The organism is Hymenobacter sp. BT559 (assembly GCF_017571525.1).
Classification (GTDB): Bacteria; Bacteroidota; Bacteroidia; order Cytophagales; family Hymenobacteraceae; genus Hymenobacter; species Hymenobacter ginsengisoli.
Genome location: NZ_JAGETY010000002.1, coordinates 327,029 through 353,863, shown reverse-complemented (window position 1 = coordinate 353,863; position 26,835 = coordinate 327,029). Strand labels below are relative to the sequence as shown.

Sequence of the window (26,835 nt, the reverse complement as noted above, 5' to 3'; positions counted from 1 at the left end):
TGCCAATAAAAAGAAAGCCCCGGCTCGTACGAGCTGGGGCTTTCTTTTTTATTGTGTGTGGTAAACTACTTGCTGGTAGTCAGTTGGGTAATGCCATCTTTGAGGCCCGGCGCCGTGGCCTTCACCTGCACAGCACCAGCCGCATTGCTAGCCTGCACAATGGCCACCAGCTGCCCCTGGAAGGCGTGCATCTGGGGCTGCTGGAAGGGCTCTAGGTTGGTAGCGTCGCCGTTGCCGATGGCGCGGAACTTACCCGCGCCGCTCACCGTGAAGTGCAGCTGGTTGGTGGCCTCGGGGCAGAGGTTGCCCTGCGCGTCTTCGACGCGGGCCGTAACGTAGGCAAGGTCTTCGCCATTGGCAGCTAGCCGGGAGTGGTCGGCCACAAGCCTGATGTGGTCGGGCTTGCCAGCGGTGCGAACCTCTTCGGTGCCAATGGCTTTGCCTTGCGCATCGTAGGCCACCACCTTAAGGCTGCCGGGCTGGTACACCACGTCTTTCCACTCGAGGCGGTAGCGGGTTTGCGGGTCGGTGGCGCCGGTGCCGGCCTTGGTTTGGCGGCCCTGGCTTTTGCCGTTCACAAAAAGCTCGGCCGAGGTGCCGTTGGTGTAGCAGAACACGGGCGTAACCTGGCCTTCGCGGCCGGGCCAGGTCCAGTGCGGCAGCAGGTGCACGGTGGGCTGGCTAGGGTTCCAGCGGGCGCGGTAGAGGTAGTAGCGGTCCTTGGGCTGGCCGGCGAGGTCGATGATGCCAAAATACGAGCTGTGAGAGGGCCACTTCTCGTCATAAGGCGTGGGCTCGCCGAGGTAGTCGAAGCCCGTCCAGACAAACTCGCCCAATGTGAAAGGCAGGTCATCCTGGGCCGCAAACTCGATGTCGGGAATCTGCGACCAGGGGCAGTATTCGAGGTCGTAGCTCGACGACTGGTTATCCGGGTACTGCTTATTCTTAGCCAGCTCAACCGGAAACTTATACACGCCCCGCGAGCTGACGGTCGAGGCCGTTTCGGACCCTAGCAGAAAGCCCTGCGGCAGCTTGGTGATGGCATCGGCGTAGCGGTGCGGCTTGTAGTTGAAGCCCGGAATGTCGAGCACGGCGGCAATGCCGTACTTGAAATCGTCGTCGTAGCGGTCCATTCCCATCGTCACGGGGCGGGTGGGATCTTCGCGGTGCACAATGTCTTGCAGGCGCTTGGCGATGGCCGGACCTTCGGGCGTGCTCTGGTCGGGCACCTCGTTGCCGATGCTCCACATAATGGCCGAAGGGTGGTTGCGGTCGCGGTGCACCATGTTGGTTAGGTCTTTCTCCACCCACTGGTCGAAGTACTGGCTGTAGCCATTCTTCACCTTGGGCGCCTTCCACTCGTCAAACGACTCCACCATCACCATAAAGCCTAGCTCGTCGCAGAGCGTCATCAGCTCGGGCGCGGGCATGTTGTGCGAAGTGCGGATGGCGTCGCAGCCCATACCCTTGAGCAGCACCAGCTGGTGGCGCAGCGCGGCCACGTTCACGGCCGTGCCCAGCGGGCCGAGGTCGTGGTGGTTGCACACGCCCTTGAACTTGCGCGGCTGCCCATTGAGCGAGAAGCCTTTGCCTTTTTCAAACTTGAAGGTGCGGATGCCGAAGGGCGTCTTGTACGTGTCTTGCACCGCGCTGCCAGCCAGCAGCTTCGACTCAGCCGTGTACATAGTCGGCGTTTCGGGCGACCATAGCCGGGGGCTAGCTACTGTGAAATCTTGCTCGACCTCAGCGCCCGTCACTGGCGTGGTGGCGCTGGCCACTACCCGGCCGCTGGCGTCGCGCAGGTTGGTTTGCAGCGTCAGGCCCTTCGCGCCGGCGGCCACTACCTGGGTTTTGAGCTTCACCTTAGCTGCGCTGGTCGATACCTCGGGCGTGGTGAGGTAGGTGCCCCACACCGGCACGTGCGCGCCCTTAGTGGTGATAAGGTGCACGTTGCGGTAGAGGCCCGCGCCCGGGTACCAGCGCGACGACTCGGGTTGGTTTTCCAGCCGCACCGCTAGGGTATTAGTCCCGCTAGCCCGCAGAAAGGGCGTGATATCAACCGAAAACGAATTGTAGCCATAGGGCCAGAACATGGCTTCCTTGCCATTGACGAACACGCGGGCGTTGCTCATGGCGCCGTCAAACAGCAGGATGGCCTGGCCGTTTTTGCCCAATGTGGGCACGGCTAGGGTGCGCCGGTACCAGCCCACGCCCACGAAGGGCAGCCCGCCAGTGCGGCCCGATTTAAGCGTGGCTTCTTTCTCGCCATTCTGCTCAATTTTTACCACCTGCGCGTCATTCTGGCCGTTGAATGGCCCCGTAATGGCCCAGTCGTGCGGCACCCGCACAGTCTGCCACTTGGCATCGTTGAACTCGGGTTTGGCCCCATTGGGCTGGTCGCCTTTGCTGAATTTCCAGTCGGTGGTAAGCAGCGTTTCCTGGCGGCTTTGGGCGGCGGCGGACAGGCTAGTAGCCAGCAGCAGGGCCGCCGCCAAAGGTTTATGAATAGGCATAAGAAGAATATGCAGCCGCCAAAACCGGCGTCCCGCATCGGCGGGCAAGTTACGGCCAGGGGCTGCAAAGGCGGTTTGGCGGGCTGGCAGCGGAGTTGGGCGAGCGCCCAACTCCGCTGGGCGGGCCTGGTGGCCGAGGCTAAGCCACAAAGCCCTAGCTTTACACAATGCTTGGCATTTTGCGAAGAAAATTAGCGGGCTGGCCGCAGCTATTCGCGGCCCTAAGCGGGCTGAGCGTAGCGGCGTGCACCGGCCCGGCCCCCACTGCCCCAGCCGAGGAATACCTGGAGTGCCGCGAGGTGTACACCCCCGTGCGCGGTCGGCTCTACGACCGCAACGGTACCTTATTAGTAGCTAATGAAGTAACCTATACCCTCAGCATACCCAAAGGCGCGCCGCTCGACACGGCAGCCTTTAACAAGCTGATGGGCTGGCCCGAGGGTGCCTTGCAGGCCCGCGTATTTGCCGCCCGCCTGCCCGCGCCGCCACCGCCGCACCGCCCAGCCCCGGTGCCCGACTCAACGGGCTACATCGCCCCCGATACGGCCAAGCCCAAGCCCGCCCCGCCCCGCGCGCAGCGCTGGCCCATCGAGCTAGCCATTACCAAGCCCGAGGCCGACAGCCTGCGCCGCCACGCCCGCGAGTATCCGCGGCTAGCGGTGCGCCGGCGCCGCACCCGCGCCAATGTAGCTAGCCTGGCCGCGCCCGTGCTGGGCTACCAGCCGGCCGCCGCCCCCGAGTTTTTATATCTGGCCCAGAAGCTGGCGCGCGGCCGCTACTACCGCCTGCGCAACAGCGGCCTCGAAGGCTACTACAATGCCCTGCTGGCCGGCCACCGTGGCGCCTACCATCCCCTCACCGACGGCCACGGCCGGGTGCACGGCGCCTGGGCCACCGACACTACGTTTCAGCAAGGCCAAAATTTGCACCTGAGCCTCGACGCCAAGCTGCAAGCCTATGCCGAGCGACTGCTGGGCGAGCGCCGGGGCTACGTGGTGGCCCTCGACCCGAGCACCGGCGAAATCCTGGCCTGCGTGTCGGCCCCCACCTATGACCCCTCCGTGCTCACGGCCCCCGGCCGCAACGCCGAGCGCCGGGCTTTGCTGCTCGACGACGAAAACCGCCCTCTGCTCAATCGGCCGGCCGTGCAGGCTAGTCCGCCCGGCTCGGTCTTCAAGCTCGTGAATGCCGCCGTGGCCTTGCAGCTAGGGGCCATTACCGACCACACGCCCTTTCCCTGCGACCAGTCGCTCATTAACTGCGTGCACCCGCACCCGCAGGCTCGCAACCTCACGATGGCCCTGAAATACAGCTGCAATCCGTATTTCTACCAGACCCTGCGGGCCGTAGTTGAGCCGCGGCCCGACTCGGCCGCTACCCTGGCCGACACGGTAGCCCAGCGCCACGCCCATCTTATGGCTTGGCGGCGCTACGTGCGCTCGTTTGGCCTCGATACCCTGCTCGGGGTCGACCTGCCCCGCGAGCAGCCCGGCTTTCTGCCCACGGCGGCGTATTATGATAAGGCGCGGCGCACCCGCAATTGGAATTTCAAGTCTATCTATTCGCTCAGCATCGGGCAGGGCGAAATCAACCTGACCGGCCTGCAAATGGCTAATGTGCTGGCCATCATTGCTAACCGTGGCTGGTATATTACGCCGCATTTTGTGAAGGCTGTGGGTAAGGGTGGCCCGCTAGCCCGCTTTACCGAGCGCCACCGCACGCTGGTAGACAGTGTTCAATTTGCTGCCCTCATCCCCGGCATGGAAGCCGCTATGCAGCGCGGCGGCACCGCCGAGCTGGCTAGCCTCGCCGATGTCGGCATCACGGTGGCAGGCAAAACCGGTACCGTGCAAAACGACGAAGGCGACGACCATGCCACCTTCGCCGCCTTCGCCCCGGCCACCAAGCCGAAGATTGTGGTGGCCGTGTACCTCGAAAACGCGGGCTTCGGCGGTCTTTCGGCGGCGCCGCTGGCTAGCCTGCTCATCGAAAAATACCTGCGCGGCCACATTGCCCCCAAGCGCAAAAAGTGGGAAAACTGGCTGCGCTGCGGCGACCTGGCCAGCCAGGGGCACTAATGCGCATGTTTTCTTTGTAGCTGCAAGCGCCGCTAGGGTCGCTTTTGCTTTCTCGCCATGCAATTCCATAAATACCAGGGTACCGGCAACGACTTCGTTATCATCGACGACCGTGCCCAGCAGTTCGACCACACCGACCACGCCCGCATTGCGGCGCTCTGCCACCGTCGTTTCGGCGTCGGGGCCGATGGCCTGATGCTGTTGCGTACCCGCGAAGGCTACGATTTTGAGATGGTGTATTTCAACGCCGACGGCCGCCCCAGCACCATGTGTGGCAACGGCGGCCGCTGCCTGGTGGCATTCGCTAAGTACCTAGGGGTTATTAAAAATGACGCCCACTTTCTGGCCGTAGATGGCCCGCACGAAGCCCGCGTGGAAACCGACGGTACCGTGCGCCTGAAGATGATAGACGTAGCCCCGGCCCAGCTGGCTGGGGTAGGGGAGGACGACGTGTTTCTGCACACCGGCTCGCCGCACCACATCCACTTTCTCGACCCCGAAGAGCACCATTCGCTGGCCGAGTTTGACGTGTATGGCCACGGCCACAGCATTCGCTATGACCAGGCCTACGACCCGGCCGGCGTCAACGTCAACTTTGTGCAGGTGCCCGCCGACCCCGGCCACCCATGGCCGGTACGTACCTACGAGCGCGGCGTTGAAGACGAAACCCTGAGCTGCGGCACGGGCGTCACGGCGGTGGCGCTGGCTGCCTCGGCACGCGGTGCCAGCTCGCCGGTGCAGCTGCAAGCCGCGGGCGGCCTGCTCGAAGTATCCTTCGACCACCGCCCCGACGGCGGCTTCGAAAACGTGTGGCTGAGCGGCCCGGCCGTGCGCGTTTTTGGCGGCGAAATCTAGCCACTATGGTGACCCTGCGTGCCCTCGAACCCGACGATTTAGAATTTTTATTTCAGCTCGAAAATGACCCCGAGCTGTGGGCTGCCTCCGATGTGCTCCCCGCGCCCATTTCGCGCCACGCTTTGCGTGAATATTTGCGCCACGCCGCCGCTAGCCTCGCCGAAGTCGGCCAAATGCGCTTGATTATCAGTGCCAATGATGGGCAGCCGGTTGGCACCCTCGACCTGTACGACTACTCGGCGCTGCACCAGCGAGCGGGCGTCGGTATCTCGGTAGTGAAAAGCGCCCGGCGGCAGGGCTACGCCCAGGCGGCACTGGTTTGGCTGCTGCCCTACGCCCGCCAGCAGTTGGGGCTGCACCAATTATACTGCACCGTAGCGGCGAGTAATCGCGCTAGCCTCAGACTATTCGCTAAAGCCGGATTTCGGCGGGTGGGTGTGCGGCACGACTGGCTACGGGAAAATACCTCTACTGGCTGGGCAAATGCAGTGGAGTTGCAATTTATACTGAGAAACGATGGGTGAGTAGGCGCGAAAAACTGCCATTTTAAGCTCTTCCATATCCTTTTCAGTACTAGCTGCGTAGAATCGGCAGGTGCCACTCGCTGGACGCTCTTACCCGGCTAAAGTGGCTCTTAAAGCTCTTTCCTGTCTTTTTTCATGCCGCTTTCTACTCCGGCGGAGGCACCTACGCGTGCCGCCGCCACCGCTCCGGCTGCGGGCCTAGCCGACGCAAACTCTCTTACGTATTCGCTGCCCGATTTGGTGTGTTTTGCGCACCTACACTGGGATTTTGTTTGGCAGCGGCCCCAACATTTGCTGTCGCGCTTCGCGCAGCACGGCCGCGTTTTCTATGTAGAAGATGCCTTCTACCACGCCGATGACCTCATCGAGCCGCACATGGAGGTGAAGGAACGGCAAAACGGCGTGAAAGTGCTGGTAGTGCACCTACCTCAGCACCTGCGCCACGACGAGGCGGCTAGCGACGAGGCCCAGGTAGCAGTGCTGAAGGAGTTTTTTGCCGATAACAGCCTCGATACCTACATTTTCTGGATTTACACGCCCATGGCCATGAGCCGGGCCCGTGAGTTTCAGCCGGTACTCACCGTGTACGACTGCATGGATGAGCTGGCCCAGTTCAAATTTGCCCCGCCCACCCTGCGTGAGCGTGAGCAGGAGCTATTTCAGCAGGCCGACCTCGTCTTCACTGGCGGCCAGCGCCTCTACGAGGCCAAGCGCGAGCAGCACAACGATGCCCATGCCTTTCCGAGCAGCATCGACAAAGACCACTTTGGCCAGGCCCGCGACCCCAAGCTGGCCGAGCCCGCCGACCAGGCCGGCATCCCGCACCCGCGCGTGGGCTTCTTTGGCGTGGTCGATGAGCGCCTCGACATCGAGCTGCTCGGCCAGCTGGCCACGAACCATCCGCAGTGGCAATTCGTAATAATAGGGCCGGTGGTGAAAATCGACCCCGCCTCGCTACCGCATAATGAGAATATTCACTATCTGGGCGGCAAAAACTACCAGGAACTCCCGGCCTACCTGCGCGGCTGGGACGTAGCGACGCTGCTGTTTGCGCGCAATGAAAGCACCGAATTCATCTCGCCCACCAAAACACCAGAATACCTGGCTGCCGGCCGGCCGGTGGTGAGCACGAGCATCCGAGACGTGGTGCGGCCCTACGGCGACCTCAACTTGGTGCAGATAGCCGACGACCCCAAGGACTTTGGCCAAGCCATTGCCCGCGCCCTCGAGCAGGGCAAAGACGCCGAGTGGCGTACCCGCACCGACGACTACCTGGCTACTATCAGCTGGGACCTGACCTGGCAGCGCATGGTAACCCTCATGCAGGAGCGCTTGGCCGCCAAGCAGCTAGCCCCCTCTAATACCGCCTGATACGCTATTCTCTCACGCCCGACTACGCAACGGTTTCTACTCCACACATCCTCTAAATTTTCCTCCCATGTTCGACTATCTCATCGTCGGAGCCGGCTTCGCTGGCAGCGTGCTGGCCGAGCGGCTAGCCACCCGCAGCAACAAAAAAGTGCTCATCATTGATAAGCGTAGCCACATTGGGGGTAATGCCTACGACCACTATAACGAGGACGGTATTCTAATTCATAAGTACGGCCCGCACATTTTCCACACCAACTCGAAGGACGTATTTGACTACCTCGGCAACTTCACCGAATGGCGCCCCTACGAGCACCGCGTGCTCGCCTCGGTTGATGGCCAGCTGGTGCCGATGCCCATCAACCTCGATACGATTAATAAGCTCTATGGCCTGAATCTCACTAGCTTCCAGGTAGAGGAGTTCTTTGCCTCGGTAGCTGAGGAGGTGCCTGTTATCAAGACTTCGGAAGACGTAGTAGTGAGCAAAGTAGGCCGCGAGCTCTACAACAAGTTTTTCAAGAACTACACCAACAAGCAGTGGGGGCTAGACCCCTCGCAGCTCGACAAATCGGTAACGAGCCGTGTGCCTACCCGCACCAACCGCGACGACCGGTACTTCACCGATACGTTCCAGGCCATGCCGCTGCACGGCTACACCCGCATGTTTGAAAAGATGCTCGACCACCCGAACATCAAAATCATGCTCAATACCGACTACCACGAGGTGATTAAGTTCATTCCCTTCAAGGAGATGATTTTCACGGGGCCGGTAGACGAGTATTTCGACTTCCAGTTTGGCAAGCTGCCCTACCGCTCGCTCGAATTCAAGCACGACACCCTGAACAAGGAGCAGCACCTGGCTGCCCCAGTGGTAAACTTCCCCAACGAGCACGCCTACACCCGCATCACTGAGTTTAAAGCCCTCACGGGCCAGAGCCATCCCAAAACGGCCATCGTGTACGAGTACCCGCAGGCCGAGGGCGACCCCTACTACCCGGTGCCCATGCCCGAAAACGCCGAGCTGTACGCCAAGTACAAGAAGCTCGCTGATGAGACGCCCAATGTGCACTTCGTAGGCCGCCTTGCTACCTACAAGTACTACAACATGGACCAGGTAGTAGCACAGGCCCTCACGCTTTATAAGAAGCTGACGGACAAGGAAGAGGCTGCCAAGCCCGTTCGCCCAGCCATTGCTGGCTCGACCTCGCTGGTCGAGAAGCTCATCAACCGCGAGCCGGCCAAAGAGTAGTTGGTATAAGGCAAGGTTTGGCAGTGCCTTACCTAATCGGCCAAACCTTGCCCTAGCCACACCTGTCAATATTTCCGCCTGCTAAAACCCCGCACTCTTTTTGAGCGTGCGGGGTTTTATAGTTTATGGCCTGTCGCCTCATTAAGCGAGCAGGCCGTAAATTTGTCCAGAACGCGCTGTCCTTTTTAGTCAATTTGTTTACCCAATGTTAGATTTCCTCGGCAAAACCGTCGCCAAGCTGTTTGGCTCCAAAGCAGAAAAGGACCTCAAGGACGTGGTGCCTTATGTGGCTCTCATTAATGCGGAATATGCCAAACTGGCCGGCCTCACCGACGACCAGCTGCGCCAGCGTACCCAGGAAGTCCGCCAGCAGATTGACGGCAGGCTAGCCGGCATCGACGGGCAGATTGGCGGTCTGCAAAACCAGATTGATACCCAGCCCAACCTCGACGTATCGCGCAAGGAGGCCATTTTTGAGCAAATTGACGCCCTCGAAAAGCAGCGCAACAAAGACCTCGAAGCCGCACTGCTCGACGCCCTGCCGCAGGCCTTCGCCATTGTAAAAGAAACCGCCCGCCGCTACGCCCAGAACGGCCAGCTGGTAGTTACGGCCACCGACATCGACCGCGACATTGCCCGCACCAAGAGCAACGTAACTATTCAGGGCGAAAAGGCTACCTGGAGCAACAAGTGGCTGGCCGCCGGCGCTGAGATTACCTGGGACATGGTGCACTACGATGTGCAGCTGATTGGCGGCGTGGTGCTGCACCAGGGCAAAATTGCCGAAATGGCCACGGGTGAAGGTAAAACGCTGGTTTCGACTCTGCCCGCGTTCCTGAACGCGCTAGGGGGCCGCGGCGTGCACCTCGTAACCGTGAACGACTACCTCGCCAAGCGTGACTCGGAGTGGAATGCGCCGCTGTTTGAGTTTCACGGCCTCACGGTGGACTGCATCGACAAGCACCAGCCCAACACCGACGCTCGCCGCAACGCCTACCTAGCCGACATTACCTACGGCACCAACAACGAGTTTGGCTTCGACTACCTGCGCGACAACATGGCCCGCGACCCTAGTGAGCTCGTGCAGCGCAAGCACCACTACGCCATGGTCGACGAAGTGGACTCCGTGCTGATTGACGATGCGCGGACGCCGCTCATCATCTCGGGCCCCGTCCCTAAGGGCGACGTGCACGAGTTCCTGCAGCTCAAGCCGCGCATTCAGCGCCTGGTAGATGAGCAGCGGAAGCTGGTGCAGAGCTACCTGGTGCAGGCCCGCAAGGCTATTGCCGAAGGCAAAACCGGCGCCACTGAAGGCGGCAAGGACGGCGACGGTGGACTAGCCCTGTTCCGCGCCTACCGCGGCCTGCCCAAGAGTAAGCCGCTCATCAAGTTCCTTTCGGAGCCCGGTATGCGCGTGATTTTGCAGCAGACCGAAAACCACTACCTGGCCGACAACTCGCGCCAGATGCCGGAGGCCGACAAGCCGCTGTTTTTCACCATCGACGAGAAAAACAACCAGATTGAGCTGACTGAAAAGGGCATTGACCTGATTACGGCGCAGGGCGAAGACCCGCACCTATTCATCATGCCCGACATCGGCACCGAGATTGCCGCCATTGAGAAAGCTGACGCGCTGACTGCCGAAGAAAAGCTGCAACAAAAGGAGCAGCTAATGAGCGACTACCAGGAGAAAAGCGAGCGCGTGCACACCGTGAACCAGCTCCTGAAAGCCTACACATTGTTTGAGCGCGACGACCAGTACATCCTGAGCCAGGATGGCAAGGTGATGATTGTAGACGAGCAGACCGGCCGCGTAATGGAAGGCCGTCGATACTCCGATGGCCTGCACCAGGCTATCGAGGCCAAGGAAGGCGTGCGCATTGAAGATGCCACCCAGACCTACGCCACGGTGACCCTGCAGAACTTCTTCCGCATGTACCACAAGCTGGGCGGCATGACCGGTACGGCCGAAACCGAAGCCGGCGAACTGTGGGAAATCTACAAGCTCGACGTGGTAGTGATTCCGACTAACCGTCCCATCTCGCGCAAAGACGACCACGATAAAGTGTACCGCACGGTGCGCGAGAAGTACAATGCGGTGGCTGAAGAAATTCAGGCTCTAGTACAAGCCGGCCGCCCGGTGCTAGTAGGTACGACGTCGGTTGAAATCTCCGAGCTGGTAAGCCGCATGCTGAAGCTGCGCGGCATCAAGCACCAAGTACTGAACGCCAAGCAGAACCAGCGCGAGGCCGAGATTGTGGCCGCCGCTGGCTACCCCGGCACCGTGACCATCGCCACCAACATGGCCGGCCGTGGTACTGACATTAAGCTCCGCGAGACTTCGCGTGAGGCGGGGGGCCTAGCCATCATCGGCACCGAGCGCCACGAAAGCCGCCGCGTCGACCGCCAGCTGCGGGGCCGCGCCGGCCGCCAGGGCGACCCGGGCTCGTCGCAGTTCTTCGTATCGCTCGAAGACAACCTGATGCGTCTTTTTGGCTCGGAGCGCATTGCCAAGCTCATGGACCGCATGGGCATGGAAGAAGGCGAAGTGATTCAGCACTCGATGATTACCTCGTCGATTGAGCGCGCCCAGAAGAAGGTAGAGGAAAACAACTTCGGCACCCGCAAGCGCCTGCTGGAGTACGACGACGTGATGAACGCCCAGCGCGAGGTAGTGTACCGCCGCCGCCGCAATGCCCTTTTCGGCGAGCGCCTGGAGCTGGATATTCTCAACCTCATCTACGACGTGAGCGAGGACATCGCGGCCGGCCACAAGGTCAGCAACGACTACGAGGACTTCAAGCTTGCCATCATCAAGGATTTCGGCTACGACACGCACATCACGCAGGCAGAGTTTGCGGCCCTGCCCGCCGAGCGCCTCACCCAGAAGCTCTACGACGAGGCCACCGGCTACTACGAAAGCAAGAACGAGCACATCGGCCAGAACTCCCTGCCGATGATAAATGACCTGCTGAGCCAGAACACGCCCTACGAGAACATCGCCATCCCGTTCACCGACGGGCACAAGCACACCCAGGTAATTGCCAACATGCGTAAAGCCCAGGCTACCAATGGGCTGGACATTATTCGCCAGATGGAGAAGGGCGCCGTGCTCTCGACCATCGACGAGGCCTGGACCCAGCACCTGCGCCAGATGGATGACCTTAAGCAGGTGGTGCAAAACGCGGTGTATGAGCAGAAAGACCCGCTCCTGGTTTACAAGTTTGAAGCCTTTGAGCTGTTCAAGCGCATGCTGAGCAAGGTAAACCACAGCACCGCCGGCTTCCTCTTCAAGGCCGATGTGCCGGTGGCAGCCGAGGCCGGCTTTGCCGAGCCCGATTCTTACTACGAAGACGACATCGTGGAGCCCCTGCCCAAGCTGAAGGCCGAGAAAGCTATCTCGGACGTGAGCCTCGGTGCCGGCCCGGAAGACCTAGACCAAGCTGCTGAGCTCGGTGTGGGCCTGGCCCCGGCCATCAAGCAGGAGCCGGTGCGCAGCCAGAAAGTAGCCAACCGCAACGATAAAGTGACCGTGCAGTACATGGACGGCAGCATCAAGCGCGACGTCAAATACAAGACGGTAGAAGAGGACCTAGCCGCCGAGCGCTGCGTGCTGGTAGAGGAGGCGTAAGCTGCCACCAACCAAGCCGAACAAGCCCCGTCTCGTGCCTAGGCACCGGGCGGGGCTTGTTGATTGTGGGCCTGCGTAGCAAACCCTAGCCCTGGCCGCGTGCGTACCTTTGCCCTATGCCCACGCCCAACCTCGCCGCAACCTTCGACCATACCCTGCTGCGGCCCGACTGCACCGAAACCCAGATAATTCAGCTTTGCCAAGAGGCCCGGCAGCATGGCTTTGCCAGCGCCTGCGTGCCGCCGTGCCACGTGGCACTGGCCGCCCGCGAGCTCGATGGCTCGGGCGTGGCGGTGTGCACGGTTATTGGCTTTCCGCTCGGGTACAGCAGCGGTCGGGTCAAGTTTCGGGAGGCCGAAATAGCCATGGCCGAAGGCGCCACCGAGCTGGATATGGTGCTGAACGTATCGTTGTTGAAATCAGGCCAACTCGATGCGGTGAAGGCCGAAATCGAGGACCTGGCCGACCTGGCCGACGTGCACAATTCGCTACTGAAAGTCATCATCGAAACGGCCCTGCTCAGCGAAGAAGAACTGGAAACTGCCGCTCGGCTCTGCGCCGAGGCCGGCGCGCACTTCGTAAAAACCAGCACCGGCTTTGCCAGTCGGGGCGCCTCGGTGGCCGATGTAGAAGCGCTGCGCCGCGTGCTTCCGGCCGGGGTGCGCATCAAGGCCAGCGGGGGCATTCGCACGCGCGAGCAGGCCCTAGCTCTACTAGCCGCCGGCGCCGACCGCCTGGGCACGTCCAACAGTCTGGCAATTTTGCAAGAAGATGAAAATGCGCCTTCCTAACGCTGTGCTGCTCCTGAGCCTGCCGCTGCTGGCGGCTTGCGCGGCCACGGCCCCGGCTGCCCCCACCACCCGCGCCCAAACGCCGGTTGATACCACGCGCAAGCCCACGGCCGGCGTACCCACCGAAGACCTGACTAAGTACCGGCCCACTTTCGCCGCGCCCACGGCGGCTAGCCCGGCCATGCCCGCCGCTAGCCCCAAGCCGGCCGCTCCGGCCACCAAGCTGGCGGCGCCTGCGCCCACAGCCCACGTTACGGCGCAGGTAGAGCAGCGCCTGCGCGACCAGGCCTTTACTAACCAGAATGTGAAGTACGCCAGCGGCTTCCGGGTGCGGGCTTACCTGGGGCTGGAGCGCGACCAGGTGATGAACATCCGCCGCCAAATCATCAGCCGCTACCCCGACGAGACGGACTACATCACCTTCAAGCAGCCGGTGTACCGGCTCTACATCGGCGACTATACCAATAAGCTCGACGCCGCCCGGGGCCTGGCCCGGGTGCGGCAGTTTGTGCCCCGCGCCGAGCTCGAGCCTATGCAGGTGCTCCTGAATAAGGTGCCGTAAGTCTGAGCCACGGATTCGACGGATTTTGCGATTGGTCGGATTTCGTGGACGAGGCTTGCTGTCCACTGAGGATGCTGGACCGATTGGCCCTAGTGTCCAGCTACAAAATCCGTAAAATCCGATAAATCCGCCCGAATCCGTGGTTCAGACAATAAAAACCCGCGCCGCCGCGCTAGCCCCCGAGCTATCGGCCATTCGCCGCCACCTGCACGCCCACCCCGAGCTTTCATTCAAAGAAACTGAAACTTCGGCCTTTGTGACCCGGCAGCTGCGAGACCTGGGGCTAGCCCCCTACGCAGTGGCCGGCACCGGCGTGGTGGCGCTTATCGAGGGCCAGCCGGGTGGCCCGGTGGTGGCGTTGCGCGCCGACATGGACGCGCTGCCTATTCAAGAGCTAAGCGACATTGAGTATAAGTCGTTGAACCCCGGCGTGATGCACGCCTGCGGCCACGATGTGCACACCACCTGCCTGCTAGGGGCAGCGCGCCTGCTCACCGAGCAGCGAGCCCACTTCAAAGGCACCGTGAAGCTGATTTTTCAGCCCGGTGAGGAGCTGCTGCCCGGCGGCGCCTCGCTGATGATAAAAGACGGTGTGCTTGAAAATCCCGCCCCGGCTGAAGTGCTGGGCCAGCACGTGTTTCCGCGCCTGCCGGTGGGGCATATTGGCGTGCGCTCGGGCCGCTACATGGCCAGCACCGATGAGCTGTATCTGCGCATCAAGGGCAAAGGCGGCCACGGCGCCATGCCCGAGCTCAACCTCGACCCGGTGCTGGTGGCGGCCCACCTTATCGTGGCCGCCCAGCAGATAGTGAGCCGCCGCGCCAACCCCAAAATGCCTTCGGTGCTGAGCTTTGGTAAGGTTATCGCCAACGGTGCCACCAACGTCATCCCCGACGAAGTCTACATCGAAGGCACCTTCCGCACCCTCGATGAGGCGTGGCGCGACGAGGCGCACCAGCACCTGCGGCAGCTCTGCGAGGGGCTAGCGGCCAGCATGGGCGCGGTGTGCGAGCTCGAAATTCGGCGCGGCTACCCCTGCCTCGACAATAACCCCGCCGTGACAGCCCGCGTGCGCGCCGCCGCCGAGCAGTACCTGGGCGCCGAAAACGTGATTGAGCTCGACCAGTGGCTGGCCGCCGAAGACTTTGCTTACTTCTCGCAGGCCGCACCGGCCTGCTTCTACCGGCTGGGCACCCGGGCCGCCGATGGCCGCTTTGCGGCCTCGGTGCATACGCCCATTTTTGATATCGACGAGCAGGCCCTGAGCATTGGCGCGGGCCTGATGGCCTGGCTCACGCTGCAGGAGCTGGCCTAGTAATTTTATTTACAAGTAACTTATTGTGTCTGACTTATTATGCGAAAAAATATATTGCTAGCTATGCTGCTGGCCGGTGCGGGCCAGGCGGCGGCACAGGGCACAGAGCACCTCCGGCACCCGGTGGCGCTGGCTCCGGAGTTGCAGGCCGCCGTGGTGCTGTCCGAAGGCAACTACGCTTACTTTAGCGTGGGCGGCCGGCGCGAAACCGAAGATTTTGCCGGCCGCCGCCTCGCGCTAGGGCTCGATTATCTGAACCTGACGGTGGGCTATGAGCACAACTGGAATCCTCAATGGAGTTGGGGCGCCACGCTGCGATACGCCCGGGAGCCTGCCACTTTTTACAACCGCAGTGCCGTGGTGCCGGGGCTGCTGCTGCGCCACCGCGCGGCGCTAGGGCCGGTACAGTTTGGCCAGCGGCTAGGGCTGGAATATGCCTTTGGAGACGAGCCTTACAATGCCTCGCCCTTTCCGACCACTTCCGTGTATAGCCGCACGCTGTTGCGCCTGCGCCTCGATGTGGAGAAGGTTATCCGGCTGGGCAGCCAGCCCAATGGTCTTGCGCTGCGCCCGCGCGTAAGCTTCGAGCCGGCGCTGTTCCTGCGCCTGCAAAAAGCCGAGCTTGACGCCGACAAGCGTACGGTGGACTTTACCAGCCTGCGCGGCGAAATAGGGGTGCAGGCCGGCCCGCGGATTACGCTCACGCCCTGGGTGGGCATCCAAACCAACTATAGCAGCCTCGTCGTTCAGCTTGATAAGAATGGCGTGCCCACTTCCAATGGCAAGCTCAATACTAGTACGCCCGTTGTGGGCCTCGACCTGCGCTACACCTTTCTAAGCAACCAACCTTCGGCTGATTGGCAGCAACTGCCGACCCAGAATTAAGGATTTCGGACATTTTGGCGTATTTAGCTAGGGTCTTAAAATCCACTTTTTAAGCTCATAAGTGATTTTTTGGTTTCTAAGTGGGCTGGTGGTTGACGAAGTGCTTAAGGCAATAGTGACTTTTTGGCGCTAAGATACTCCGGCATAAAATTTAAGGAAGAGGGATAGCGCTGCCGGTTTGGCGGCTTGCTGTCAACCTTAACATCTTCCTTTAACCATGTCTGCTCTGTTGTATAACACCCATCCCGCCGTTCGTCCTACCCGCGCTTTCAACTCCATGCTGAGCGAGCTGCTGCGCGATGCCCAGCCGACTACGCCCCAGCCTTCTACTTCCTTCGTGCCCGCCGCCGACATCTTCGAAACGGCGCAAGGCTTTGAACTGCACCTAGCCCTACCGGGCGTGGCCAAAGATGCCGTGAGCATCGATTTTCAGGACAATCAGCTGGTGGTGAAGGGCAACCGCCCGGCCCCGGCTACCGAGGGCGAAGACGCTCCTAAGCTGCGCCGCGTTGAAACCCGCTTCGGCGAGTTTACCCGCAGCTTCCGCCTACCCGAAACGGTGAACGTACGCGCCATCACGGCCGAGCTCACCGACGGCCTGCTGCGCGTGACACTGCCTTTTGACACGGAGAAAGTAACCAAGCAGCACATCGAAGTGCGCTAGGCTACTGGCCAGAAAGGCACCCGGCAAGGGTGCCTTTTTTGGTCTGACCTTCGCGCAAAGTGGCTAGCACGCAACCCTTACGCACTAGCCAGGCTCTTTTTTGCGTTTGAATGGTCAAAAGTTAAACTCTTTGTTATTTTCGCGGGTACTTAAATAGGAGCCGCCCGCTTTGCCTGGCTCCGCTAGCTGTTACTTTCTTCTTTTTCTTTTAAACTTAACCCCAATGCAAGCTAAACAAATGATGCTCGGCCTCTTGACTTCTGCCGTACTCGGTGGGGGCGTGGCCGTGGGGGGATACAAGCTGCTGGAATCCGAGCCGGGCAACGTGGCTCAAGCGACGGTGGCTTCTGACCCCCAGGTGCGGTATACGTCGGCCATGCGCAGCAGCACTTACGCTGCGCCCGAAGGTTTAAACTTCGTGGCAGCGGCTGCCGCTACTACGCCGGCCGTAGTGCACGTAATGACCGAATACAAGGCCGAGCCGGTGAGCCAGCAGAGCCGCATGATGCAGATGGACCCCTTCCTGCGCCAGTTTTTCGGCGACCAGTTTGAGGGCCGCCAGCGCGAGTCGCAGGGTGGGGGCGAAGGCTCCGGCTCGGGCGTAATCATTGCTGCTAATGGTTACATCGTAACCAACAACCACGTAATTGATAAGGCCTCGAAAATCACGGTGGTGCTCGACGACAAGCGTAAGTTTGACGCCGAGCTGGTAGGCGCCGACCCAAGCACCGACCTGGCCGTGCTTAAGGTAAAGGCTGATAACCTGCCGTTTGTGAAATACGGCAACTCCGACGATGTGAAGGTAGGCCAGTGGGTGCTCGCCGTGGGCAACCCCTTCAACCTGAACTCGACCGTGACGGCCGGCATCATCTCGGCTAAGGGCCGCAGCATCGGCATCTTGGCCAAGGAGCAGAATGGCATGGGCGTGGAGTCGTACATCCAGACCGACGCCGTGGTGAACCCCGGTAACTCGGGCGGCGCCCTGGTAAATACCAACGGCGACCTCATCGGCATCAACTCGGCTATCTCGTCACACACCGGCTCGTTTGAGGGCTATGCCTTCGCCGTGCCCAGTTCCATCGTAAGCAAGGTGGTCGATGACCTCCTGAAATACAAGGTGGTGCAGCGCGCCCTGCTAGGGGTACGCATTCAGGAAGTAGACGCCCGCTTGGCCTCAGAGAAGAAGCTGAACACCCTGAATGGCGTGTACATCCAGGGCCTGGGCGAGAAGAGCTCGGCCGCTGCCGCTGGCTTGAAAATCGGCGACATCATCACCGACATCAACGGTGTAGCCGTGAATACGGCCGCGCAGCTGCAAGAGCAAGTGTCGCGCTTCCGCCCCGGCGATAAAATCAAGGTAGGCTACCTGCGCGGCAGCAACAAAGAAGTAGCCAGCGCTACGCTCTTCAATGCTTCCAACACTACGGCTGTGGTGCATGAGTTGCCCGCCGATGCTGGCATCACCTACGAGGGGGCTAAGCTAGCCCCCGTAAGCTCGCGCCTGCAAAACCTGCTCGGTATTGAGGGCGGGGCCCAGATTTCGGGCATCAAAGGCAGCAACTTCAAAGAAACCGGCATGGCCGACGGCTTTATCATCACGCGCATTGATAAGAATGCCGTGCGCAAGCCCGCCGACGTGCAGGCCTACCTCGACCAGGCCAAGGACAACTCGGGCGCCCTCGTAGAGGGGGTATACCCCGACGGCCGCAAGTCGTTCTACCCCATCGGGCGCGAATAAGCCCTAGCGACGCTTTCATACTGAAAAGCCCCTGCCAGCTACTGGCAGGGGCTTTTTGTGTTAGCGAAAAAAGCATTGCCAAAGCCTGGGAAGCAATGGGCTGAAGGCAAACTTGCTAGTTTTGCGACGGTACCTTTCACTATCCGCTGCCTGTGTCTGCACCCGCTACTTCCCCACCCGATAGCTTCACCCTCGACTACCGGCCCGAGCAGCGCCTGCTGATAGGGCGATGGCTGCGGCCCGTCTCGCTCGATGAGATAAAGACCCACTACGCGGCCCTGCTCGACGCGGCCGTGGCTCACGGCAACTGCCGACACTGGTTGCTCGATGTGCGCCGACGCGATATCTACAATGCAGCAGCCATTGCCTGGTTTGCCGACTTTGGCCACCACCTGCCCGAGGTGCTGGGCGGGCCCGTGGCCCTGGCCTACTTTGCGATGGTAGACCAGGCCGGCGCCGCCGCAAATACCGGCCTCGATGCCAACATCCGGCAGGGGGCCGAGCAAGGCAGCTACTACCGCTACTTCAACCACGAGCAGGAAGCCCTGACTTGGCTGCTGGCCCAGCCCTAGCCCGGCCGCGCCGCTACCTTTGGGGCATCCCACCGCTTAGTTACTTTTCCTTGATATGAAGCAGGCCCTCGAAGAAGCGACCACGCCCGACGTAACCGTGCCGCACCCCCACCACGACCCTCACGGCATGCGCGATGTGCTGCGCCAGCTGGGCGTGCAGTCCCAAAATGCCGCCTATAGCACTGGCCGCCAGTGGGGTGGGGCTAGCAACCCCAGCCGCCAGATTGTATCGCCAGCCGATGGCCAGCCCATCGCGGCTGTGGCCCAGGCCAGCGTGGCCGACTATGAAACCGTAGTAAAGGCCGCCGAGGCTGCCTTTCCGGCCTGGCGGCTGATGCCCGCGCCCCAGCGTGGCGACATTGTGCGCCAGATTGGGCTAGCCCTGCGCCATAACAAGGAGGCCCTGGGCAAGCTCGTGAGCTACGAGATGGGTAAAATCCTGCAGGAGGGCCTGGGCGAAGTGCAGGAGATGATTGACATCTGCGACTTTGCCGTGGGCCTGAGCCGGCAGCTGCACGGCTTCACCATGCACTCGGAGCGGCCCGCGCACCGCATGTACGAGCAGTACCACCCGCTAGGCATCGTGGGCATTATCTCAGCCTTCAACTTTCCGGTGGCCGTTTGGAGCTGGAATGCCATGCTAGCGGCCGTGTGCGGCGATGTCTGCATCTGGAAGCCGTCGGAGAAAACGCCGCTGGCGGCCGTGGCGGTGCAGAACATTATCGAGAAAGTGCTGGCCGACAACGATGTGCCCGAAGGCGTGTTCAACCTTGTGCTAGGCCATGCCGATGTGGGCCAAGCCATGAGCGCCGACGAGCGCGTGCCGCTGGTGTCAGCCACCGGCAGCACCTGCATGGGCCGGGCCGTGGGCGCCGCCGTGGGCCAGCGCCTGGGCCGCGCCTTGCTCGAGCTAGGCGGCAACAATGCCATTATCCTGACCCCGCAAGCCGACCTCGATATGGCCATGCGCGCCATCGTGTTTGGGGCGGTGGGCACGGCCGGGCAGCGCTGCACCACCACGCGCCGGCTCATCATCCACGAGTCTATCTACGAAGAAGTTAGCCAGCGCCTGCTGACCGCCTACGCCAAGCTGCCCGTGGGCCACCCGCTGCAAAATGGCACCTTAGTGGGTCCGCTCATTGATGCCGATGCGGTAGGAATCTTTACCCATGCCCTGGAAGCAGTGCAGAAAGAAGGCGGCACGCTGCTCACCGGCGGCCAGGTGCTGAGCAGCGCCGAGCTGCACGGCGGCCATTACGTGCTGCCGGCCCTGGTAGCCGCCGAAAACCACTACCCCACGGTGCAGGCCGAAACCTTTGCGCCTATCCTCTACCTCATCAAGTACAGCGGCGGCGTCGAAAATGCCATTGCTCTGCAAAACGGGGTGCGCCAGGGCCTGTCCTCGGCCATTTTTACCCTGAATCTGCGTGAGGCCGAAGCCTTTCTGGGCCACGCGGGCTCCGACTGCGGCATTGCCAACGTGAATATTGGCACCAGCGGCGCCGAAATCGGTGGAGCCTTTGGCGGCGAGAAGGAAACCGGCGGCGGCCGCGAGTCGGGCTCCGACGCCTGGCGCGTATACATGCGCCGCCAGACCAATACCATCAATTACGGCACCGAGCTGCCCCTAGCGCAGGGTATCAAGTTTGATATTTAATACTTGCTACCCCCTTAAGAAAGAGGGCGCGCTTGCGGTGGCAGGCGCGCCCTCTTTCTTAAGGGGGTAGAGCGAATGTCGCCGTGGCCTTTATAAATCAGGCCCTGGTTGTTATAGAGAAGATAGTAGAGTCGGTACAGCTGCCCCGGGTGTAGGTCCTGGGTGCAAATTACAGCCTGTCCCCGACGCCGAGGTCGGCCACGTAGATATCGGTTTCGGTGTAGCGCTTGGTCACCAGCTGTGCATACACCTGGCAGGGGCAGGGCGCCGCTAAGGTGAGCTTGAAGTGCCACTTGACTTGGCCAGAAAGACTCAACTCCTGCTCATTCCAAGTCGCATCTGAGGTCCAGTCGGTGGGGTCCTGGGTGCAGTAGTAGACCTTGCGCATCACGGTACGTAATACCCGCGCCAGGGCCGAAGTCGCTATCGGGACCGTTGTAATGCGGCTCGTTGCACTGAAAAGCAAACAGTAGCAGCGAGTTACTAGCAACTAAGAATACTGGATGTGACATACGGTGGGGAGGGCAAAGCATTATGTGAGGTAAGAGGCTAAACGGCCGGGCTATGATTGCAGGGCTAGCGGCCGCCCGGCCCATCTTTGTGCCATGCTACATACGATGTTCGAGGCCGGCTTTGCCTGGCTGGCCCGTTTGCTGGCGCACCGGCACTGGCGCTGGGGGCTAGCCGGGCTGTGCTTGCTGGTCGCGGCCACGTTCCAGTTTCCGAAGATTAACCACGCCTACGCACAGCTTTTTGCGCACACCGAAGTGCTGGATGAAAAGCTGCGGCGCATCAGCGAGCAGATAGCAGCGCCTTTTGCTCATCACGCCGATGTTGCCTCTACGCACCTGGCCAAGATGAACTTTCGGCTGGCGGTGCCGCTGCTGGCTAGGGTGTTGCACCTGTCGCTGGCGCAACTGCTGGCGCTGCAAGTGCTGGCCGGCCTAGCCGTGTTTTACCAGGTGGCACGCCTGCTGGCGGCCAGCCTGCACGACCGCGTGGCGGCGGCACTGCTCACGCTAGGGCTGGCCTTCACATATTTCGGCTATGAGTATACCTACGACCTGAGCGGGTATTTCGATGGCCTGGGCTACGCCGCGCTAGTGCTGGCGCTGGGCTCGCAGCGCTGGCCGGTTATTTTCGGGCTGGTGTTGGCGGGGGGCTTTGTCGACGAGCGGGTGCTGGCTGCCTCGCCGCTACTGGTATTCTGGTACGGCGTGCAGCAGTATGCGTGGCAGGTGCCAGGACTGCTTCGGTTTCTACTGACTAGGCCGGCCAAAGCGGTGTACGCAGCCTGGCTAGCCTACGCCGGCCTGCGACTAGCCCTGATGTGGCACTACAGCTTGCCCACCGCGGGCGGCCTGGTAGGCCTGTCGGCCCTGTACCACAGCAGCTGGCATGAGCTGCTGGCGTTAGGCCTCGCCACGGGCCTGTCGGGCTACTGGCTGCCGGTGGTGCTGGCCGGGGCGCTGCTGCTGTATCAGCGGCGCTACATGGCGCTGGCGCTGCTGCTGGGCTGTTTTGCGCCTATTTTCGGTAGCGCATTTGCCGTTACAGATATTACGCGCAGCCTAGCTTTTGGAATGCCGGTAGCCTTTATTAGCCTCGACCTGCTGGGCCGCCATACTACGCTGGCCGAGCGGCGCTACTTGGCGCTGGTAGTGGTGTTTTGTGCTCTGCTGGTTCCCACGTACTTCACCACCGGCTACCTTCAATACGCCGGCCCGGTGTGGCTGGTACTGCTGCGGGTGCTGGCGGGCCAGTCCTATCACTAGCGACTAGCTGCGCTTTCTGAAGTCGCCTTGTGAGAAATACTTCTCAATCAGGCAATAGACCAGGATAAAAAAGTAGCGGCTACCCATCTCCTTGATTTTGAGCTTCGACTCGCCATACTTGCGGTTGGTCCAGGAGTTGGGCAGCACGGTGTAGGTGTAGCCCCGCACAATAGCCTTGAGCGGCAGCTCAAGCGTGAGGTTGAAGTGTGGGGATAGGAAGGGCTTGAGCCCGTCCATGGTGCTGCGCCGGTAAAGCTTGAAGGCGTTGGTGCAATCGTTGTAGCGCAGTCGAAACACCAGGCGCACAATGGTATTGGCCACCCGGTTGAGGGTTTTTTTGTGGGCGGGATAGTCCAGCACGCGCCCCCCCTTTATCCAGCGCGAGCCAAATACGCAGTCGTAGCCCTCTTGCAGCTTGTGGTAAAAGCGCACGAGGTCGGCCGGGTCGTCCGAGAGGTCGGCCATCATTACGGCCACGCAGTCGCCCTGGTAGCGCTCCAGGCCATAGCGCACGGCATAGCCGAAGCCGTTGGGGCCGGGATTGGTGTAGTAGGTAAGCGTCGGTATTTCCTGCGCCAGGGCCGTCAGGCGGACTAGGGTGCCATCCTTGGAGTTGTCATTGGTAACCACGATTTCGTGGCTTATCTGCGCCTGCACCAGCGAGGCGTACAGCGTGCGCAGCGTTTCCCCAATGCTTTCCTCTTCATTGTAGGCCGGAATGACGACGCTCAGCTTCATGCAGGTTGGCGCGTGCGCAGTTCGTTGAAAATTTGCGTCAACGTGCTCACTAGGTCATACTGAGGTTGCCACGCGGGGTACTGCCGCTGAAAGTGCCCGACGTCGCTCACGTACCAGATATGGTCGCCCACCCGGTTCTGGTCCGAGTACGTGTAATTCATCTTGTTGCCGCTGATAGTCTCGCACAGCGCAATGGCTTCCTGCATCGAGCAGTTGGCAAAGCGCCCGCCGCCCGCATTATACACCTGCCCACCCGCGCGCGGCGCCTTATAAAAGTGCCAGAACATGCTTACCAAGTCGTGGGCGTGGATATTGTCGCGCACCTGCTTGCCTTTGTAGCCAAACACCGTGTAGGGCTGGCCCGTGATGGCGCACTTCATGAGGTACGATAAAAAGCCGTGGAGCTGCGCCCCCGCGTGGCGCGGCCCCGTGAGGCAGCCACCCCGAAACACGGCCGTGTGCAGCCCAAAGTAGCGGCCATATTCCTGTACCAGCACATCGGCCGCCACCTTAGAGGCACCAAAAACCGAATGCGTGGTGTGGTCGATGCTCATCTGCTCATCAATGCCAAACTCGAAGTAAGCGTGGCGCGGGTCAATTTCCCAGCGGGTTTCCAGCTCTACCAACGGCAGCAGGTTAGGGTTATCGCCGTAAACTTTATTGGTAGAAGTAAAGATAAATACTGCCGATGGGCAGTGCTGGCGGGTCATTTCCAGCAGATTGAGCGTGCCGGTGGCGTTGATGCTAAAGTCGGTAAACGGCTCGCGGGCGGCCCAGTCGTGGCTAGGCTGCGCGGCGGTGTGCACCACCAGGGCAATGTCGTGGCCGTACTCCTCGAAAATGGCCTGTAGCGCCGCCACGTCGCGGATGTCAGCGGCGTAGTGGCGGTAGTTGGCGTAGTCGGCTTGTAGGCGCTGGCGGTTCCAATCGGTTGAGGCCGCTTCGCCAAAAAAATAGCGCCGCATATCGTTATCGACGCCGACTACCAGGTCAAACTTCTCGCTGAAAAACGCCACGGCCTCCGAGCCAATCAGCCCGCCAGCGCCGGTAATGAGGGCAACTTTCATTCAAAAAACTAAAATGCCCACAAAGGTAACCGCAACGCCAGCCGGGCAGACATAAAGCAGAAGCTTCGCGCTACTGCCCCAAAATAGGCTTTAGCTCCGCTTCGTGGGCGCGTAGCCATTGGTACACATCTTCGACCAGCGTGCGCACCGAGCGGCGCGGGGCCCAGCCGGTGGCGGCCGTCACGCGGGCATTGTCGGTGAGATAGAGGGCGATATCGGCCGGGCGGGTTTCAGCCTCGGCGTGGATGGGTACCTGGTGGCCGGTTATTTCCTGGCACAGGACCGTAAGCTCTTGCAAAGACACGCTGCCAGCGTGGCCGCCGCCCACGTTGTAGGTCTGGCCGCTGTGGCTGGCCAGGTTGGCCAGCTGTATTTCGAGCAGGTCGTATAAATCGTCGACGTGCAGTACGTCGCGCACCTGCTTGCCGGTGCCACCAAAGCCAATGTAGCCCAGTTCCTGCTGCCAGAAGTGCCGCGCCGCCCACAGCACCACCACGCCCTGGTCAACCTTGCCCATCTGCCAAGGGCCGGCCAGCACCCCGCAGCGGTTGATGACAGTGCGCAGGCCATAGAAATGATGATACTCCTGAATGAGGTATTCGGAGCACAGCTTGGTGGCGCCATAAAGCGAGCGGTAGCCCTCTAATGGGAAGCTTTCGGCCAAGCCGGCTGCACTTATGCCGGGCATGGATTGCTCAGGCGCTATCTCAAAGCGCGTCGGCCCCTCGGTGAGCGCGATGCGCTCAATCTGATTGATGGGGTAAACCCGGCTCGTGGAGAGAAAAATAAACGCCGCGCCGTGACGCCGGGTGTAGTTGAGGCAGTTGATGGTGCCTAGCAGGTTGGTGTTTACCAAATAGTCGGGCGCCGAGGTCACGCCTGCCAGCACTGAGGGCTCGGCCGAGGCTTCAATTACTACCTCCACAGGTGGCAGGGCATCAAAATCTTCTTGATTACGGATGTCGCCGTGCACAAACTCGACGCCAGCCTGACGCAGGCGTGGCAAATTCAACTCCGAGCCTCGCCGCTTCAAATTGTCGAGGGCAATAACGCGGGCCTCGGGGTGCGCCGCCTTAAAGCGCAGCGCCAGTGTGGCGCCTACAAACCCGGCCCCGCCCGTAATTAAAAAAGAAGTCAAGAAAGCCAGTCATTAGGTAACACGAAGTGCAAAGGTGCATCTGCTAGGGCAGACAACTGCCCACAACCGACCTCGGGCCGGCCGCCAAACGAAGTGCTTGGTAGCCGGCCCGAGGTCGGTTGTGGGGTCAGTTAGCTACTTCGTTGTTTGTTGCACGGCTTCGGGCAGCACTTTGCTCAGCGCCTCGGCCTGGGCGCGGGTAAAGTTGCCTTGCACCTGCACCAGCACAAAGGAGCCTAGCGCATCGGGCATGGTGCCGGTGGCCACCAGCTCACTTACCTGGTCGCCGTTGGCTTTCACTACGTAGTGGTAATCGGTGGCACCGGCGTTGGACGTGACGAGTGAGGTGTAGCGCTCGGCCTGCAGCAGGCCATTCACCTCGTTGTTGAGGCCTTGGTCTACAAGATTGCGGGCGCTGCCGCTGGTGGGTGTAAACGTCATCACCCGCGCCGTGCGAATGCCGGTGATGGCGTTGGTCAGGTCGTTGCCGCCGAGCAGCTTGCCCACGCGCACCAGGGCTAGCCGCTGCAGCAGGTCGGCCGACCACTCGGTGGTGCGGAAGCCCGAGCGGTCGCGGTACTTGGCAAAAAAAGATGCTACCGTGCGGGCCGGCGTGTCGGGGCCGCCCCGGCTGGCCTGGCAGCCACCCAGCACCAGCAGGGCTAGCAAGAGCGCCAGCACCTGCAGCGCCAGGCGGCTGCCCAGTGGCCGGTGGGCAGGGGCAGCGCTACAATCGATAAAATGCATGGCGTGGGACCTAGCTGTGCGTGCCGGCCGCGTCGCCCTTCACGAGGTCATCGTTTTCGCCGCGGCGCTGGCCCTGGCTATCGCGCGGGCCTTCGGCCTGGGTTATCTCATCGTCCTCATCTGAGGTAACGTATTCGTTGGTAGTGGGGCCGAGGCCGCCGGTTTTCTGGGTCAGGTCGGCTTCAGCCTGGGCAAACTTGAGGTTGAGCAGGGAGTCGTCGGCAGGTTGTTGATTCTTATCAGCCATGAGAAGCAAGCCGGGCGGCCGGAAGGTGAGCGGTGCCTGGCTGGCAGTAGTACGCGGGCACTCGGCGCGGGGTTGGGGCGGCGCGGCGGCGGCGCAGCGGCTATTTTTGCCCCCACTCACTTTCGCCACTGCTGCTATGCCCTACGAACATCCGCACCACGACCTCGACGAAACGCACAATCCCTGGCAGACGCTGAGCTCGGAAATCCGGTACCAGAACCCCTGGATTCGGGTGCGCCAGGACGAGATACTCAACCCCAGCGGCAAGCCCGGCGTGTACGGCGTGGTGTCGATGAAGAATAAGGCTATCGGTATCGTGCCTATTGATAATGAGGGCAATACCTGGCTGGTGGGCCAGTACCGCTACACCCTGAACGAATACAGCTGGGAAATTCCGATGGGCGGCGGTCCCGTGGAGCTCGACGTGCTGGAGTCGGCCCAGCGCGAGCTGCGCGAGGAAACCGGCCTCGTGGCCGCCCGCTGGACGCGCATTGCCCGCCTGCACACCTCCAACTCCGTTACCGACGAAGAAGGCTTCGTATTCCTGGCCGAAGACCTGACCCAGGGCGAGTGGGAGCCCGAAGAAACCGAAGACCTGCGCCTCTGGAAGCTGCCGCTAGCCCACGCCGTGGCCCTGTGCATGAGCGACCGCATCACCGACGCTATCAGCGTGGCGGGCCTGCTCAAGGCCGAGAAAGTGCTGGCCGAGCGGCGCGGCTAG

The 26,835-nt window shown here is 61.3% G+C and carries 23 protein-coding genes; 16 read left to right on the top strand and 7 right to left on the bottom strand.

Annotated elements, in window-relative coordinates:
- Window positions 1-65 precede the first annotated feature (65 nt).
- The gene (gene galB, locus J4D99_RS04110) at window positions 66-2,513 is read right to left on the bottom strand and encodes a beta-galactosidase GalB (RefSeq protein WP_208130437.1); all 2,448 of its coding nucleotides are present in this window, start codon (window positions 2,511-2,513) and stop codon (window positions 66-68) included.
- A 179-nt stretch (window positions 2,514-2,692) separates the two neighbouring features.
- Here galB and J4D99_RS04105 point away from each other — a divergent pair, with 179 nt between their 5' ends.
- The 14 genes from J4D99_RS04105 (at window position 2,693) to amaB (ending at window position 20,402) form a co-directional block, all read left to right on the top strand.
- Window positions 2,693-4,591 carry a peptidoglycan D,D-transpeptidase FtsI family protein gene (locus J4D99_RS04105; protein WP_208130436.1) on the top strand — a complete coding sequence of 633 codons (1,899 nt, stop codon included), beginning with the start codon at window positions 2,693-2,695 and terminating at the stop codon, window positions 4,589-4,591.
- Window positions 4,592-4,648: 57 nt separating this feature from the next.
- On the top strand, window positions 4,649-5,446 hold the full coding sequence (dapF, locus tag J4D99_RS04100; protein ID WP_208130435.1) for a diaminopimelate epimerase: 798 nt from the start codon (window positions 4,649-4,651) through the stop codon (window positions 5,444-5,446).
- A gap of 5 nt (window positions 5,447-5,451) precedes the next feature.
- Entirely contained in the window at window positions 5,452-5,970 is a 519-nt protein-coding gene (locus tag J4D99_RS04095; protein ID WP_208130434.1) for a GNAT family N-acetyltransferase, read from the top strand.
- Window positions 5,971-6,105: 135 nt separating this feature from the next.
- Window positions 6,106-7,341, top strand: a complete 1,236-nt coding sequence (locus tag J4D99_RS04090) for a glycosyltransferase family 1 protein (protein WP_208130433.1) — start codon at window positions 6,106-6,108, stop codon at window positions 7,339-7,341.
- Between the two features lie 67 nt (window positions 7,342-7,408).
- Window positions 7,409-8,587 carry a UDP-galactopyranose mutase gene (glf, locus tag J4D99_RS04085; protein WP_208130432.1) on the top strand — a complete coding sequence of 393 codons (1,179 nt, stop codon included), beginning with the start codon at window positions 7,409-7,411 and terminating at the stop codon, window positions 8,585-8,587.
- A gap of 205 nt (window positions 8,588-8,792) precedes the next feature.
- Complete coding sequence (gene secA, locus J4D99_RS04080) at window positions 8,793-12,218, top strand: preprotein translocase subunit SecA (protein ID WP_208130431.1); 3,426 nt, start codon at window positions 8,793-8,795, stop codon at window positions 12,216-12,218.
- 116 nt (window positions 12,219-12,334) lie between these two features.
- Window positions 12,335-13,009, top strand: coding sequence for a deoxyribose-phosphate aldolase (gene deoC / locus J4D99_RS04075; RefSeq protein ID WP_208130430.1), 675 nt, complete (start codon window positions 12,335-12,337; stop codon window positions 13,007-13,009).
- Window positions 12,996-13,571: a hypothetical protein gene (locus tag J4D99_RS04070; RefSeq protein WP_208130429.1), complete on the top strand. Its 576-nt coding sequence runs from the start codon at window positions 12,996-12,998 to the stop codon at window positions 13,569-13,571. Before deoC ends, J4D99_RS04070 begins: the two co-directional genes overlap by 14 nt.
- 139 nt (window positions 13,572-13,710) lie before the next feature.
- The gene (locus J4D99_RS04065; RefSeq protein ID WP_208130428.1) at window positions 13,711-14,886 is read left to right on the top strand and encodes an amidohydrolase; all 1,176 of its coding nucleotides are present in this window, start codon (window positions 13,711-13,713) and stop codon (window positions 14,884-14,886) included.
- Between the two features lie 39 nt (window positions 14,887-14,925).
- Window positions 14,926-15,771 carry a hypothetical protein gene (locus tag J4D99_RS04060; RefSeq protein ID WP_208130427.1) on the top strand — a complete coding sequence of 282 codons (846 nt, stop codon included), beginning with the start codon at window positions 14,926-14,928 and terminating at the stop codon, window positions 15,769-15,771.
- A gap of 217 nt (window positions 15,772-15,988) precedes the next feature.
- On the top strand, window positions 15,989-16,435 hold the full coding sequence (locus J4D99_RS04055) for an Hsp20/alpha crystallin family protein (RefSeq protein ID WP_208130426.1): 447 nt from the start codon (window positions 15,989-15,991) through the stop codon (window positions 16,433-16,435).
- Between the two features lie 223 nt (window positions 16,436-16,658).
- Window positions 16,659-18,173, top strand: coding sequence for a S1C family serine protease (locus J4D99_RS04050; RefSeq protein ID WP_236018517.1), 1,515 nt, complete (start codon window positions 16,659-16,661; stop codon window positions 18,171-18,173).
- Between the two features lie 152 nt (window positions 18,174-18,325).
- Window positions 18,326-18,745: a hypothetical protein gene (locus tag J4D99_RS04045; RefSeq protein ID WP_208130425.1), complete on the top strand. Its 420-nt coding sequence runs from the start codon at window positions 18,326-18,328 to the stop codon at window positions 18,743-18,745.
- A gap of 55 nt (window positions 18,746-18,800) precedes the next feature.
- Window positions 18,801-20,402: an L-piperidine-6-carboxylate dehydrogenase gene (amaB, locus tag J4D99_RS04040; RefSeq protein WP_208130424.1), complete on the top strand. Its 1,602-nt coding sequence runs from the start codon at window positions 18,801-18,803 to the stop codon at window positions 20,400-20,402.
- A 169-nt stretch (window positions 20,403-20,571) separates the two neighbouring features.
- On the opposite strand, the gene J4D99_RS04035 is transcribed toward amaB, so the two are convergent.
- Window positions 20,572-20,868, bottom strand: a complete 297-nt coding sequence (locus J4D99_RS04035; RefSeq protein WP_208130423.1) for a hypothetical protein — start codon at window positions 20,866-20,868, stop codon at window positions 20,572-20,574.
- 139 nt (window positions 20,869-21,007) lie between these two features.
- On the opposite strand from J4D99_RS04035, the gene J4D99_RS04030 reads away from it, so the two are divergent.
- Window positions 21,008-22,177 carry a hypothetical protein gene (locus J4D99_RS04030; RefSeq protein ID WP_208130422.1) on the top strand — a complete coding sequence of 390 codons (1,170 nt, stop codon included), beginning with the start codon at window positions 21,008-21,010 and terminating at the stop codon, window positions 22,175-22,177.
- A 3-nt stretch (window positions 22,178-22,180) separates the two neighbouring features.
- Here J4D99_RS04030 and J4D99_RS04025 read toward each other — a convergent pair whose 3' ends face one another.
- The 5 genes from J4D99_RS04025 to J4D99_RS04005 form a co-directional block, all read right to left on the bottom strand.
- A complete protein-coding gene (locus J4D99_RS04025; protein WP_208130421.1) occupies window positions 22,181-22,915 on the bottom strand; it encodes a glycosyltransferase family 2 protein in 735 nt (244 codons plus the stop codon).
- Window positions 22,912-23,982, bottom strand: coding sequence for an NAD-dependent epimerase/dehydratase family protein (locus tag J4D99_RS04020; protein WP_208130420.1), 1,071 nt, complete (start codon window positions 23,980-23,982; stop codon window positions 22,912-22,914). The genes J4D99_RS04025 and J4D99_RS04020 overlap by 4 nt, the downstream gene beginning before the upstream one ends.
- A 70-nt stretch (window positions 23,983-24,052) precedes the next feature.
- Window positions 24,053-25,120, bottom strand: a complete 1,068-nt coding sequence (locus J4D99_RS04015) for an NAD-dependent epimerase/dehydratase family protein (RefSeq protein WP_208130419.1) — start codon at window positions 25,118-25,120, stop codon at window positions 24,053-24,055.
- Between the two features lie 135 nt (window positions 25,121-25,255).
- Window positions 25,256-25,867, bottom strand: coding sequence for a DUF4252 domain-containing protein (locus tag J4D99_RS04010; RefSeq protein WP_208130418.1), 612 nt, complete (start codon window positions 25,865-25,867; stop codon window positions 25,256-25,258).
- 10 nt (window positions 25,868-25,877) lie between these two features.
- A complete protein-coding gene (locus J4D99_RS04005; protein WP_208130417.1) occupies window positions 25,878-26,114 on the bottom strand; it encodes a hypothetical protein in 237 nt (78 codons plus the stop codon).
- A gap of 136 nt (window positions 26,115-26,250) precedes the next feature.
- Here J4D99_RS04005 and J4D99_RS04000 point away from each other — a divergent pair, with 136 nt between their 5' ends.
- Entirely contained in the window at window positions 26,251-26,835 is a 585-nt protein-coding gene (locus J4D99_RS04000; protein ID WP_208130542.1) for an NUDIX domain-containing protein, read from the top strand.

Bases quoted from the DNA above. Each gene is read 5' to 3' on its own strand.
- J4D99_RS04030 (WP_208130422.1), top strand. From the start codon at position 21,008: ATGCTACATACGATGTTCGAGGCCGGCTTTGCCTGGCTGGCCCGTTTG.
- J4D99_RS04000 (WP_208130542.1), top strand. From the start codon at position 26,251: ATGCCCTACGAACATCCGCACCACGACCTCGACGAAACGCACAATCCC.
- J4D99_RS04070 (WP_208130429.1), top strand. From the start codon at position 12,996: ATGCGCCTTCCTAACGCTGTGCTGCTCCTGAGCCTGCCGCTGCTGGCG.
- J4D99_RS04095 (WP_208130434.1), top strand. From the start codon at position 5,452: ATGGTGACCCTGCGTGCCCTCGAACCCGACGATTTAGAATTTTTATTT.
- J4D99_RS04025 (WP_208130421.1), bottom strand. From the start codon at position 22,915: ATGAAGCTGAGCGTCGTCATTCCGGCCTACAATGAAGAGGAAAGCATT.
- J4D99_RS04055 (WP_208130426.1), top strand. From the start codon at position 15,989: ATGTCTGCTCTGTTGTATAACACCCATCCCGCCGTTCGTCCTACCCGC.
- secA (WP_208130431.1), top strand. From the start codon at position 8,793: ATGTTAGATTTCCTCGGCAAAACCGTCGCCAAGCTGTTTGGCTCCAAA.
- J4D99_RS04090 (WP_208130433.1), top strand. From the start codon at position 6,106: ATGCCGCTTTCTACTCCGGCGGAGGCACCTACGCGTGCCGCCGCCACC.
- J4D99_RS04020 (WP_208130420.1), bottom strand. From the start codon at position 23,982: ATGAAAGTTGCCCTCATTACCGGCGCTGGCGGGCTGATTGGCTCGGAG.
- amaB (WP_208130424.1), top strand. From the start codon at position 18,801: ATGAAGCAGGCCCTCGAAGAAGCGACCACGCCCGACGTAACCGTGCCG.
- J4D99_RS04010 (WP_208130418.1), bottom strand. From the start codon at position 25,867: ATGCATTTTATCGATTGTAGCGCTGCCCCTGCCCACCGGCCACTGGGC.
- J4D99_RS04050 (WP_236018517.1), top strand. From the start codon at position 16,659: ATGCAAGCTAAACAAATGATGCTCGGCCTCTTGACTTCTGCCGTACTC.
- galB (WP_208130437.1), bottom strand. From the start codon at position 2,513: ATGCCTATTCATAAACCTTTGGCGGCGGCCCTGCTGCTGGCTACTAGC.
- J4D99_RS04005 (WP_208130417.1), bottom strand. From the start codon at position 26,114: ATGGCTGATAAGAATCAACAACCTGCCGACGACTCCCTGCTCAACCTC.
- dapF (WP_208130435.1), top strand. From the start codon at position 4,649: ATGCAATTCCATAAATACCAGGGTACCGGCAACGACTTCGTTATCATC.
- deoC (WP_208130430.1), top strand. From the start codon at position 12,335: ATGCCCACGCCCAACCTCGCCGCAACCTTCGACCATACCCTGCTGCGG.
- glf (WP_208130432.1), top strand. From the start codon at position 7,409: ATGTTCGACTATCTCATCGTCGGAGCCGGCTTCGCTGGCAGCGTGCTG.
- J4D99_RS04060 (WP_208130427.1), top strand. From the start codon at position 14,926: ATGCGAAAAAATATATTGCTAGCTATGCTGCTGGCCGGTGCGGGCCAG.